The sequence below is a fragment of the Yersinia fenwicki genome, from assembly GCF_043099325.1.
In the GTDB taxonomy this organism is placed as follows: domain Bacteria; phylum Pseudomonadota; class Gammaproteobacteria; order Enterobacterales; family Enterobacteriaceae; genus Yersinia.
The window spans coordinates 578993-591422 of the sequence record NZ_CP170755.1; the positions used below are offsets into that span (position 1 = coordinate 578993).

A 12430-nucleotide genomic window follows, 5' to 3' on the forward strand; every position below is an offset into this window, starting at 1 on the left:
AAGCGTCCGCGCCAAGGATGGCGCGGCTTGAACCTACATGGACGTGTTGACGACGTCTTTACGATCTGCCTGTTCTCTCCGCACTGAGCACATTGCTATTAATCTTCTTCTTTCTCTTCCAACTCTGCGGCTTCTTCAGCGGAGGTTTTTTGCTTTTTCTTTCTGAGTTTGTCCCAGATTTTACTTTCTTTGCCGCGCCATAAACGCTGGATATTGTCGTGATGACGCATCAGGATCAGACAGGAGAGCATAGCGACAGGGAAGGTGAATTGTGGTTTGAACCACCAGACATAAAATGGTGCGATCAGCGCGCTGATAATTGCGCCCAAAGATGAATAGCCGCTTAATAAAACCGTCAGTAGCCAAGTGCCCGTCATCAGGCCAGTCAGATCCCAGCCGATAGGTGCGATGGCACCAAAGGCAGTGGCGACGCCTTTGCCGCCTTTAAAGTGGAAAAATACCGGATAAATATGGCCCAGACAGGCAGCAATAGCAGTAAGTCCAAGATACAGTGGCGAAACATGCAGCAGGTAAGCTATCCAAACCGGTAACATACCTTTCAGCACATCAAAAATCAGTACGGTTGCCGCGGCGGCGCGGCCACCGATACGTAGTACGTTGGTGGCCCCGGGATTACCGGAGCCATGTTCACGCGGATCGGGTAGCTTGGCAACTCGACATACCAGGACAGCACTGGAAATTGAGCCACACAAATACGCGAAGATAATCATGCCAAGCGCGATAGCACTCATAACACCGCCCTGTTGAATATTGATCGTTTTAATCGCAACATCTGTGGATAATACGCATATTCGGCTGGAAGTGGTATCCGGCAGGCACAAAAACAGAGAATGACGTGATGGATATCGTATTTATTGAGGAACTCAGTGTCATAACCACCATCGGTGTTTATGACTGGGAACAAACCATTCAGCAAAAACTCGTGTTCGATATCGAAATGGGTTGGGATAACCGCAAAGCTGCTGCCAGCGATGATGTCAATGATTGCCTGAGCTATGCAGATATCAGCGATGCAGTCATCAAACACGTAGAAATACAGCGTTTTGCGCTGGTTGAGCGAGTGGCTGAAGAGATTGCCGATCTATTGTTGCAACGATTTAATTCGCCTTGGGTGCGGATTAAGGTGAGCAAGCCGGGAGCGGTTGCTCAGGCGCGTAATGTCGGTGTGGTTATTGAACGCGGTCAACGGATTGGCTGATTTTTTCCGCGCCACGACATAAAAATGCAACCCTATACTGATAATATGGTCCGAATTATTGATTAACGTGATATTTTTTACAGACTGAAATTGAACGGCACTGTTTCTCACATTGCCGTTTTTTTGTGGATTTCTATTACAGGGCATTGGGTATCGTAGATGACGGATATGTATTCGCTGTTTGTGGCTTTTGTTTTGGGCGTGGTTGAAGGGCTTACTGAGTTCCTGCCGGTTTCATCTACTGGACATATGATTATTGTCGGTGAGCTATTAGGCTTTACCGGCGACAAAGCAAAAACCTTTGAGGTCATTATTCAGTTAGGGTCGATTCTAGCCGTAGTGGTAGTGTTCTGGCGGCGCTTATTTGGCCTGATCGGTATCCATTTTGGTAAAGTGCCTCATGAAGGGAAAACCAACGGCCACCTGACATTAGGCCATATTTTGCTGGCGATGATCCCCGCGGTTGGCTTGGGATTGGCTTTCCATGATGTCATTAAATCGTTATTTAACCCGCAAAGTGTCATGTATGCATTAGTCGCCGGCGGTTTGCTCTTGCTGGCCGCGGAGTGGTTTAAACCTAAAAATCCTAAGGCTATCGGGCTGGATGATATTACCTATCGGCAGGCTTTTGCCATTGGTTGTTTCCAGTGCTTGGCGTTATGGCCGGGTTTTTCCCGCTCGGGTGCCACCATTTCAGGTGGGATGCTGGTCGGTGTAAACCGCTACGCAGCCTCTGAATTTTCCTTTATCTTAGCCGTACCGATGATGCTCGGGGCCAGCGGATTAGATTTGTATAAGAGTCTACATTTCTTGAGTTGGGGCGATTTACCGATGTTTGCCGTTGGGTTTATCACCGCATTTGTTGTCGCGCTAATTGCTATCAAAACCTTCCTGTCACTGATTAAGCGTATCTCTTTCGTACCTTTTGCGATTTATCGCTTTATTGTCGCGGGAGCGGTGTACTGGGTCTTTATGTAATATACCCGTTATACTTCAAGCTGCATGTGCGTTGGCTACGTTCATCATCGGAATCACTTACTTATGTAAGCTCATCGGGTTCTCTCGCTTGCCGCCTTCCTGCAACTCGAATTATTTAGGGTATAAAAAGTGCAGCAAAATATAAAAAAGCCCTGAATTATCAGGGCTTTTTTGTTTTATCGCCAGAAAGTCAATTTAGGGAGAAACCACTTCCTGATTCTGTTTCCATTCGGCTAAAGCTTGCTGGCGGCGGCGTTTCAGTTCATCACGAATAGCCAAACCCTGCAGCCCACTGGCAACCACTTCCTGCACTGAGACTCCACTAGCAATACGGAATGCAGCACGTAAATAGTCTCCCTGCGGGTAGGGGTTTTCTTCAAATCCAGTACGGCCTCGAGCATCAGCTTCGCTGGTCATTATCATTTGCTCAAGGCGTTCTGGTTTACGCCATACATCAATAGCATCGAACAGTTTAAGCAGGGTCTCAGGCCGGAGCTTATTCACCGTATGGATGAGGTCATGGTATTCAGCGACCAGTTTTGCTAAATCTCGCACTGGGTTTGGTACCCGTAAACGCTGGCATAGCCGTTTGACCAATTTCACGCCCGCAGGGCCATGCCCATAATGATGGGGCCAGAGCTCTTTAGGTGTCAGGCCCTTACCTAGATCATGGCAGAGTGCGGCAAAGCGCACATCAACCGCAGGGCTGAGTTGCGCCGCCATAGCCAGCGTCATCAGAGTATGAATGCCGGTATCGATTTCCGGGTGCCATTTTTCCGGCGCAGGGACACCAAATAATCGCTCAATCTCTGGGAATAGCACCGCCAGTGCGCCGCAATCGCGTAATACCTGAAAATAGATTTGCGGGCTTTGCGTTTTGAGTGCTTTTTCGGTCTCTTTCCACACGCGTTCTGGTGTCAAAGCAGAAAGTTCGCCGCTTCTAGCCATTGCTGCCATCAATAATTGAGTTTCTGAGGCGACAGTAAAGCCCAGATGCGCAAAACGGGCAGCGAAACGAGCTACTCGCAGAACCCGCAGTGGATCCTCACCAAATGCATCTGAGACATGGCGTAATACTCGGTTCTCTATATCTTGTTGGCCATTGTAGGGATCAAATAATTCACCTTCGCTATTACGCGCAATAGCGTTGATGGTCAAATCGCGGCGCAGTAAATCTTCTTCCAGAGTGACATCCGGGGCGGCGTAGCAAGTAAAACCGGTATAGCCCTGGCCTGATTTACGTTCGGTACGGGCCAATGCGTATTCTTCATGGGTGACGGGGTGAAGAAATACCGGGAAATCTTTACCGACCTGTTGGTAACCCTGCGCGAGTAGCTGTTCTGGCGTAGCGCCTACTACCACCCAGTCCTGCTCGGTCACAGGTAGGTTTAATAAGCTGTCGCGTACGGCACCGCCGACTAAATAGATCTCCATATAGGCCCTTCGTTCTTGACGTTGCAGTTTTATTGAACCGTGATCAGTTCATCCAGCGGTTATTCTTTTTACGGCTGGGGATCAGATGTGGCAGAATCAGGCCCAGTAATAAGCCGATCCCCGCAACACCGCCGCCGTACATAAACCATTGCAGAATAATAGTGCGCTGCTTGTCATCCAATTGCAGATTTACCGCGTTGACTTTCTTCTGAGCCACCACTAACTGGTTTTTCAATGACTCATTTTCTTTTTGTAATTCGGAAATAACGCTATCACTGGCGGCTACTTTTTGCTGCATTTCAGCGGTGCGTTGATTCCAGCTATTATCAATATTAGCCAGTTTATCGGTGAGTGTTTTGACCTGTTGTTCAAGGTCGGGAACCCGAACGCGTAAGCTGGGTGTTTCGCTCAATTGATCTAGTGGAATCCAGGTGGTTTTCCCTTTACTGTCGCGGATTTGACCGTAATTTGTGCCGTCATTAACGCTTATCAGGGTAACTTCATCCCCACCTTTTAGCGTACCCACAATACGGTATTGGTTACCGGGGCCGCTATGAACGTAGGTATCCAGCTCATCAGAGATGTAACGTTTTTCTTCAGCGTAAGCGCTCAAGGAAAGAGTGAGACTTAGCACAGTGAGGCAAATTAGGCGTAATTTCTGCATTAGAGAGTCATTTATGAGTGAATTTATGGGACGATAGTAGTGTGTTCAGTTTGCCGACGCAACGCATAAACCGGAATGAGAACTATCTTACTCTCATAGCCAGCGCGGCTTTAGCCCTTTGATTGCTTATTTTAACGACGGTGAAAATTTGTCTTATGAAGCCTTAGGGTAGTCCGGTGAAAACAGGTTAAAATAGAGTTTGACTCAGGGCTGCCGCATGCGTGTTTTTTGTTTTCTAGCAGAGAAGTTTGTGTAAAACAGGCAAATCACCGCGAAAAAGGCATAATGCCCATAATCTCACAACATACCGGTGTGAATGAAATTATGACCGTTGAAATAGAATTAAAATTTATTGCTACTCCTGCGGCCATTGCCGCTTTGCCAGAGCGAATCACCTCTTGGCAAAGCCAGCATTCTGCGCCGCAAACTCTGACGAATATCTATTTTGAAACGGCGGAAAACCGTCTGCGCCAACATGATATTGGCTTACGTATTCGTGGTTATGATGGCCACTATGAAATGACAGTTAAGACTGGCGGCAAAGTGGTCGGCGGTTTGCATCAACGGCCTGAATATAACGTTGATATTGATAATGATAAATTAGATCTGGCGCGTTTCCCCGCTGATATTTGGCCAGAGGGGTGGGCGGTTGACGCGCTACAAGCCGAGTTACAGCCATTATTCCGTACCGATTTTACCCGTGAGAAGTGGGTAATTACTTACGGTGAGAGCGAGATAGAGCTTGCTCTTGACCAAGGGACTATTAGTGCAGGTGAGTTGTCAGAGCCATTGAGTGAAATTGAATTGGAACTCAAGAAAGGCAATCAGACCGATTTACTGGCATTGGCGACTGAACTGGCACAAATCGGGGGTTTACGACAGGGAAACTTGAGTAAAGCGGCACGCGGCTATCATTTAGCACAAGGCAATCCGGCATGTGCATTGCGCCCGTTATTAGTGTTACAACCTGCGCCGAAATCAACCGTCGAGCAAGGCATGGTTGCCGGGCTGGAAATGGCGTTGGACCACTGGCAGTATCATGAGGAATTATGGTTGCGCGGTGAGACTGCGGCCAAGCCAATGATCATCGAGGCTTTAGGGATGATTCGTCAGACATTGGCTATTTTTGGTGGGTTGGTGCCACGCAAAGCCAGCACTGAATTACGTGCGGCATTAATTGCGTTGGAACCCCAGTTAGAGCCGAAAAATGCTAAGGCTGAGCTCATTTGTTATAGCGCCGATTATCTGAAATGTAAGTTAGCGCTCACATCGTGGTTGGTGACTTCTGGCTGGCGGCCATTTATGGATGACAAAGCGAGAACCAAGTTTGAGGGTTCGTTCAAACGCTTCTGCGACATCATGCTGAGCCGTAGCGCTGCTGACCTAAAAGAGGCCTTTGGCCATAATATGGATGATGACGGTTATTTGGCACAACTTCCGCGTTTAAACCGGCAGATTATGTCTTTCCAGTTACTTTCCGGTTTCTATCCACAAAGTGAATGGCATCCATATATTGATGGCTGGTTTGGTTTACAGCAGGCCATTATGGAGCGGCAGGGTCACTGGCGTGATACCGCCCGTAAAGAAGCGCTGTCTCAGCCCGCGTTCTGGTTGAATGGGGCTGTGCGTTAATCGATTGCCGCTTGAGGAATGATATGTTGCCACTCCCTTCAGAATTACAGATTCAGGCGCAGAATATACAGCAGCGCTTTTATGAGTTACCGGCTCCACGGAGCTTACGTGAAGAAGATATCGCAGTATTGGTATTGAGTGATTTTGTCAGTGATATGTTACTGATTCACCCTGATTGGCTGGATGAGCTGCATCAGCAGCCGCCACAACCCCAGGAGTGGCAATTTTATCAACAATGGCTCAGTCAGGCACTGGCCGAGGTGCAAGATGAAGCCGCGCTGCTAGCAGCATTGCGACTATTTCGCCGCCGAATTATGGTGCGTATCGCCTGGTCGCAGGCACTGGAAACCAGCACCACGACGGATACCCTGCAACAGCTAAGTTGGTTGGCTGAAAGTCTGATTATTGCTGCACGCGACTGGTTATATCAGGCGTGCTGTCGCGAGTTCGGTACGCCCTGTAACAGTGAAGGTGTGCCGCAGCCTTTGCTTATTTTAGGTATGGGGAAATTAGGTGGCGGCGAGCTGAATTTCTCGTCGGATATCGACTTGATCTTTGCTTATCCAGAAAGTGGCCAGACCCAGGGTGGGCGGCGTCAGTTGGATAATGCCCAGTTCTTTACTCGCCTGGGGCAACGGCTGATTAAAGCATTAGACCAGCAAACGATAGACGGCTTTGTCTATCGGGTAGATATGCGTCTGCGCCCGTTTGGTGATAGTGGCCCGCTGGTGTTGAGCTTTGCTGCACTGGAAGATTATTACCAAGAGCAAGGGCGCGACTGGGAGCGCTACGCTATGGTGAAAGCTCGCCTGATGGGTGGAGCGGAAGACTACTACAGCAAGGAACTGCGCCAAACTTTACGCCCCTTCGTTTTTCGCCGTTATATCGATTTCAGTGTGATTCAGTCGCTGCGTAATATGAAAGGGATGATCGCCCGTGAAGTTCGTCGGCGCGGCTTGAAAGACAATATCAAACTGGGCGCGGGTGGAATTCGTGAAATCGAGTTCATTACCCAGGTATTTCAGTTGATTCGGGGGGGCCGTGAACCGCGTCTACAAGAGCGTGCTTTGCTGCCGACCTTACAGGCCGTGGCCGAGTTGGGATTATTGCCGGAACAACAGGTGGCGGATCTCAGTGGTAGCTATCTATTTTTGCGCCGTTTGGAAAACCTACTGCAAGCCATTGCCGACGAGCAAACTCAGACTTTGCCCGGTGATACCTTGAACCAGGCCCGTTTAGCTTGTGGTATGGGCTATGTGGACTGGGCAGCGATGAATGCTGCACTAGAACAGCATATGCAAGCAGTGCGTTTGGTATTTGATGATCTGATTGGCGACGATACCCCCGATATTGGCGAAGATCCCAGTCACGGTTTGTATAAAAGTTTGTGGCAGGATGCATTGGAAGAGAGTGATTTAGCGCCACTAACACCACATTTAGATGAAACGGCGCGCAGCCAATTATTGGTCACAATTAATCATTTTCGCCATGATGTGGATAAGCGCACCATTGGTCCGCGTGGCCGAGAGGTGTTGGATCAACTGATGCCACGTCTGTTCGCTGAAGTCTGCCCACGCCCAGACGCTAATGTTGCTCTTAGCCGACTGATTCAACTGTTGCTAAGTATTGTGACTCGTACCACCTATCTGGAATTGCTGGTGGAATATCACGCGGCACTGAAGCATGTTATTCGCTTGTGTTCTGCCTCCCCGATGGTCGCCAGCCAGCTCGCCCGTTATCCACTGTTATTGGACGAATTACTTGATCCGCAATCACTCTATCAGCCTTTGGAACCCAGTGCCTATCGTGATGAATTGCGTCAATACTTGTTACGGGTGCCGCCCGATGATGAGGAGCAACAACTGGAGGCGTTACGTCAGTTTAAGCAGGCGCAACAATTGCGTATTGCCTCTGGAGATATCACCGAAGCGCTGCCGGTAATGAAAGTGAGTGATCACTTAACTTATCTGGCAGAAGCCATGATTGATGCGGTTATCCAGCAAGCATGGAATCAAATGGTGGCCCGTTATGGTCAGCCAAGTCATTTGCAACAGCGCGAAGGTCGTGGTTTTGCTGTGATTGGTTATGGCAAATTGGGTGGCTGGGAGCTGGGTTACAGCTCAGATCTGGACTTGGTGTTCTTGCTTGATTGCCCGCTGGATGTGATGACAGACGGTGAGCGTAGTATTGATGGCCGCCAGTTCTATTTGCGTTTGGCACAACGCGTGATGCACTTATTCAGCACTCGCACCTCATCAGGTATTTTGTATGAAGTTGATGCGCGGCTAAGACCATCCGGTGAAGCGGGTATGTTGGTGAGTACCATAGAGGCCTTTGCTGACTATCAGCAAAATGAAGCCTGGACGTGGGAACATCAGGCGCTGGTGCGCGCTCGCATTGTCTATGGTTGCCCTGAATTGCAACAAAAGTTTGACGCTATTCGCCAGCAAATTCTTTGTCGCCCGCGCGAAGGCTCGCAATTACAGCAGGAAGTTCGCGAAATGCGCGAGAAGATGCGCAATCATTTAGGCAGTAAACAGCGTGATGTTTTTGATATCAAAGCCGATGAGGGAGGAATCACCGATATTGAATTTATCGCTCAATATTTGGTGCTGCGCTATGCCGCCAACGAACCGCGCTTGACCCGTTGGTCTGATAATGTGCGAATTTTCGAGCTAATGGCCAATTACGATATTATGCCGGAGGCGGAAGCGGCGGCATTGACTCGCGCTTATGTCACCATGCGTGATGAAATTCATCATCTGGCATTGCAGGAGCAATCAAGCAAGGTCTCAGCTGATTGTTTTGCCACAGAAAGAAAACAAGTAGCCGCCAGTTGGCATAAATGGTTGGTTGCAGCGCCTTCGGGCGTATAGATTCCAGTTATTAATGGTATGCAGGGCGTCTGTGATATTATCCGTCACCATATAACAAACACAAAATTGGAGCGAAGGGATGTGTGTTTTCGGGGTTAATAACAGCTCACTTTGGGGGGCTAACGTATGAAAGTCACGCTGCCTGACTTTCGCCGCGCCGGTGTATTAGTCGTTGGTGATGTCATGTTAGACCGTTATTGGTATGGCCCAACCAGCCGCATTTCACCAGAAGCACCGGTGCCGGTTGTCAAAGTTGATACCATCGAAGAACGCCCCGGCGGTGCTGCAAACGTTGCGATGAACATCGCCTCCCTTGGCGCTATCTCCCGATTAGTTGGGTTGACGGGTATTGATGATGCCGCACGCGCACTGACCAGCAAGCTAAACGAAGTGCAGGTGCGTTGTGATTTTGTCTCGGTGCCCACTCATCCAACTATCACCAAGCTACGGGTACTTTCCCGTAATCAGCAGCTCATTCGCCTGGATTTCGAAGAAGGTTTTGATGGCGTTGACCCTCAACCTATCTTTGAGCGCATTCAACAAGCGCTGCCACAGATTGGTGCTCTGGTGCTGTCCGACTATGCTAAAGGTGCGCTGAACAGTGTGCAGAAGATGATCCAACTGGCGCGAAAAGCAAAAGTTCCGGTGCTTATCGATCCCAAAGGTAGCGATTTCGAACGATATCGTGGCGCAACACTACTGACACCAAACTTATCCGAGTTTGAAGCGGTGGTGGGGCATTGCAAAAGCGAAGAAGAGTTGGTGAGCCGTGGCATGAAGCTGGTAGCTGACTTTGAGCTTTCCGCTTTGCTGGTGACCCGTTCTGAGCAAGGGATGACCTTATTACAGCCGGGCAAATCTCCATTACATTTACCGACTCAAGCACAAGAAGTGTTTGATGTGACCGGTGCCGGTGACACGGTTATTGGTGTGCTAGCGGCTGCATTAGCGGCTGGAAATTCGCTTGAAGAGTCATGTTTCCTGGCCAATGCCGCAGCCGGTGTGGTGGTCGGTAAATTGGGGACATCTACTGTTTCCCCGATTGAGCTGGAAAATGCGATTCGTGGCCGTGCTGAAACCGGTTTCGGCGTGATGGACGAGCAGCAACTGAAAAAAGCGGTGGCTCAGGCCCGCCAGCGTGGTGAAAAAGTTGTCATGACTAACGGCATCTTTGACATCCTTCATGCCGGTCATGTTTCTTACTTAGCCAATGCCCGTAAGCTGGGTGACCGCCTGATTGTGGCAGTGAACAGTGATGCCTCTACCAAACGGTTGAAAGGTGAGAAACGCCCGGTGAATCCATTGGATCAGCGCATGATTGTGCTGGGCGCGTTGGAAGCTGTGGATTGGGTGGTGCCATTTGAAGAAGATACTCCGCAGCGCTTAATTGCCGATATTTTGCCGGATTTACTGGTGAAGGGCGGGGATTATAAACCTGATGAAATTGCCGGTAGTGCAGAGGTATGGGCTGCTGGTGGGGAAGTGAAAGTGCTGAATTTCGAAGATGGTGTTTCTACCACTAATATTATTCAGTCCATCAAGAATGGCTTGGGGTGATTCAGCTCTAGTCTAGTCGTGTTATACCCCCATTAATTTGGATATAGGCCAGCTATAAATATAGAAAAGGCGAAGTGTGTGAGTGGACTAAAACAGGAATTGAGTCTGGCCCAGGGAGTTGGGTTATTGTCTACTTCACTGTTGGGAACCGGTGTCTTTGCCGTGCCTGCACTGGCGGCAATGTTGGCCGGTGAAGATAGTTTATGGGCTTGGCCGGTATTGATTGTGCTGGTTTTCCCGATTGCTATCGCCTTTGCTGCTTTAGGCCGCCACTTTCCCAGTGCCGGTGGCGCGGCCCACTTTGTCACCATGGCATTCGGGCCGAAGCTTGGCAAAGTCACCGGTTGGCTATTTTTGTCCGTCATTCCGGTCGGTTTACCCGCCGCGCTCCAAATTGCGGCTGGTTTCTGGCAAGCCACTTTTGGTTGGAGTGACAGCGGATTATTGATGGTGCAACTGGTGACTTTGCTGGTTATTTGGTTGCTGGGAACCCGCAGTGCTGGCTCCAGTGCCAACGTGCAAACATTGATTGCCTTACTGGTCATCGCGCTGGTGGTGGCTATTTGGTGGCAGGGTGACATTCAGCCATCACAAATTCCTTGGCCCGTACCACAAGATATTATCCCATCGAATATGTTCAGTGCGCTGGCAGTGATGTTCTGGTGCTTTGTCGGGCTGGAAGCTTTCGCTCATCTGGCGACAGAATTCCGTCACCCAGAACGTGATTTTCCGCGCGCCCTGATGGTCGGACTATTGGTCGCGGGTGCGGTCTATTGGGGATGTACCGTGGCGGTGCTGCATTTCCATGCCTATGGTGAACAGCAAGCTGCTGCCGCCTCCTTGCCGGGAATTGTGGTGCAACTGTTCGGTGAACATGCGCTATGGATTGCCTGCATTATTGGCTATTTAGCTTGTTTTGCCAGTGTAAATATTTATACCCAGAGTTTCGCTCGCATGGTGTGGTCGCAGGCGCGCCCACAAAGCAAGTTGGCACAGCTGTCTGTCGGGCAAACTCCAGTGAATGCACTGACGGCAGTAGTTGGTAGTTGCCTGCTGTTTACTTTACTGACTTACTGGCTGTCTCTGCCATTAGATCTGCTGATTGTGTATGCCAACGGCATCTTTGTGCTGATTTATTTGCTGTGCATGCTGGCTGGGATCCGCTTATTAAGTGGGCGCTCGCGGATAATGTCGGTGATTGGCAGTATTCTGTGTTGTGTATTGCTGGTGATGATTGGTTGGAAGAGCTTATATGCTTTACTGATGTTTGCGCTGTTGTGGATGCTAATGTCGACGTCGCGTGGAGCCATAATACAGCACTAAAAAGGGCGCCAGATGGCGCCCCAATCATAATAATCGACTCAGATTACTCGCCGGTTTTATCATCAATAGTGGCCGTTGCTTCAGCGGTGGTCGGAGCACTGTTGAACTTGGCCTCCAGTTCGCTCATACGTTGTTCCAACAACGCCAGCTTTTCTCTGGTACGCAGCAGTACTTGAGTTTGCACGTCGAACTCTTCACGATTAACCAAATCCAGACGGGTTAACTGTGATTGCAGCACCATCCGAATTTTCTTTTCGACGTCGTCCCCGAATTCGCGAATACCTTTCGGCATAGACTCATGCACCTGGCGAGCGATTTGTTCAATTTTTTTCGGGTCAATCATGGTATTTCCCTAATTAGATGTGAAGTTACTCCTACTAGTGTAATGCTTGATGCCGAATGTATAAACCTTCTCAATCACCATTTTGTTAATTGCTCCGACGAATCAATAGCGCTATAGTCGTAGGGCTTATTCTCAGGGCGGGGTGCAAGTCCCCACCGGCGGTAAATTGTGTTGCGGCATATCATGTCGTGGTGCAAAAGCCCGCGAGCGCTCACGTTGTTTCTCTTATCAAAGAGAGCAGGGTAGAGGTCAGCAGATCCGGTGTAATTCCGGGGCCGACGGTTATAGTCCGGATGGGAGAGAGTAACGGTATCTGCCGAGCCTATTTATTGTATTAAGTAGCTCGCTTGCGTTATTTCGGCTATTTATATTGATATATGCAGTTATTGATATATTAAAGTGGC

10 protein-coding genes and 1 riboswitch are annotated in these 12430 nt (G+C 49.3%); of the genes, 6 read left to right on the forward strand and 4 right to left on the reverse strand.

The features are described from left to right. Positions 1-98: 98 nt before the first annotated feature. Positions 99-752, reverse strand: coding sequence for a glycerol-3-phosphate 1-O-acyltransferase PlsY (gene plsY, locus ACF3VQ_RS02645; protein WP_392433283.1), 654 nt, complete (start codon positions 750-752; stop codon positions 99-101). 107 nt (positions 753-859) lie between these two features. Here plsY and folB point away from each other — a divergent pair, with 107 nt between their 5' ends. Together folB and bacA are read left to right on the forward strand one after the other, a co-directional pair. Continuing rightward, positions 860-1219, forward strand: coding sequence for a bifunctional dihydroneopterin aldolase/7,8-dihydroneopterin epimerase (gene folB / locus ACF3VQ_RS02650; RefSeq protein ID WP_392435418.1), 360 nt, complete (start codon positions 860-862; stop codon positions 1217-1219). 159 nt (positions 1220-1378) lie between these two features. Beyond that, entirely contained in the window at positions 1379-2197 is an 819-nt protein-coding gene (bacA, locus tag ACF3VQ_RS02655; protein ID WP_392433284.1) for an undecaprenyl-diphosphate phosphatase, read from the forward strand. Positions 2198-2392: 195 nt separating this feature from the next. Here bacA and ACF3VQ_RS02660 read toward each other — a convergent pair whose 3' ends face one another. Beyond that, positions 2393-3631 carry a multifunctional CCA addition/repair protein gene (locus ACF3VQ_RS02660; RefSeq protein ID WP_392433285.1) on the reverse strand — a complete coding sequence of 413 codons (1239 nt, stop codon included), beginning with the start codon at positions 3629-3631 and terminating at the stop codon, positions 2393-2395. 43 nt (positions 3632-3674) lie between these two features. After that, a complete protein-coding gene (locus tag ACF3VQ_RS02665) occupies positions 3675-4295 on the reverse strand; it encodes a TIGR04211 family SH3 domain-containing protein (protein ID WP_005160811.1) in 621 nt (206 codons plus the stop codon). A 324-nt stretch (positions 4296-4619) separates the two neighbouring features. On the opposite strand from ACF3VQ_RS02665, the gene ACF3VQ_RS02670 reads away from it, so the two are divergent. The 4 genes from ACF3VQ_RS02670 (at position 4620) to yjeH (ending at position 11683) form a co-directional block, all read left to right on the forward strand. Then, positions 4620-5927: an inorganic triphosphatase gene (locus tag ACF3VQ_RS02670; RefSeq protein ID WP_392433286.1), complete on the forward strand. Its 1308-nt coding sequence runs from the start codon at positions 4620-4622 to the stop codon at positions 5925-5927. A gap of 23 nt (positions 5928-5950) precedes the next feature. Next, the gene (gene glnE / locus ACF3VQ_RS02675; protein ID WP_392433287.1) at positions 5951-8803 is read left to right on the forward strand and encodes a bifunctional [glutamate--ammonia ligase]-adenylyl-L-tyrosine phosphorylase/[glutamate--ammonia-ligase] adenylyltransferase; all 2853 of its coding nucleotides are present in this window, start codon (positions 5951-5953) and stop codon (positions 8801-8803) included. Positions 8804-8929: 126 nt separating this feature from the next. After that, positions 8930-10360: a bifunctional D-glycero-beta-D-manno-heptose-7-phosphate kinase/D-glycero-beta-D-manno-heptose 1-phosphate adenylyltransferase HldE gene (hldE, locus tag ACF3VQ_RS02680; protein WP_392433288.1), complete on the forward strand. Its 1431-nt coding sequence runs from the start codon at positions 8930-8932 to the stop codon at positions 10358-10360. Positions 10361-10438: 78 nt separating this feature from the next. Continuing rightward, a complete protein-coding gene (gene yjeH / locus ACF3VQ_RS02685; RefSeq protein WP_392433289.1) occupies positions 10439-11683 on the forward strand; it encodes an L-methionine/branched-chain amino acid transporter in 1245 nt (414 codons plus the stop codon). Positions 11684-11726: 43 nt separating this feature from the next. Here the strand turns inward: yjeH and ACF3VQ_RS02690 are convergent, their stop codons facing one another. Next, complete coding sequence (locus ACF3VQ_RS02690) at positions 11727-12026, reverse strand: accessory factor UbiK family protein (RefSeq protein ID WP_392433290.1); 300 nt, start codon at positions 12024-12026, stop codon at positions 11727-11729. A 124-nt stretch (positions 12027-12150) separates the two neighbouring features. Further along, positions 12151-12335: riboswitch (FMN riboswitch) on the forward strand. The last annotated feature ends 95 nt before the right edge of the window (positions 12336-12430 follow it).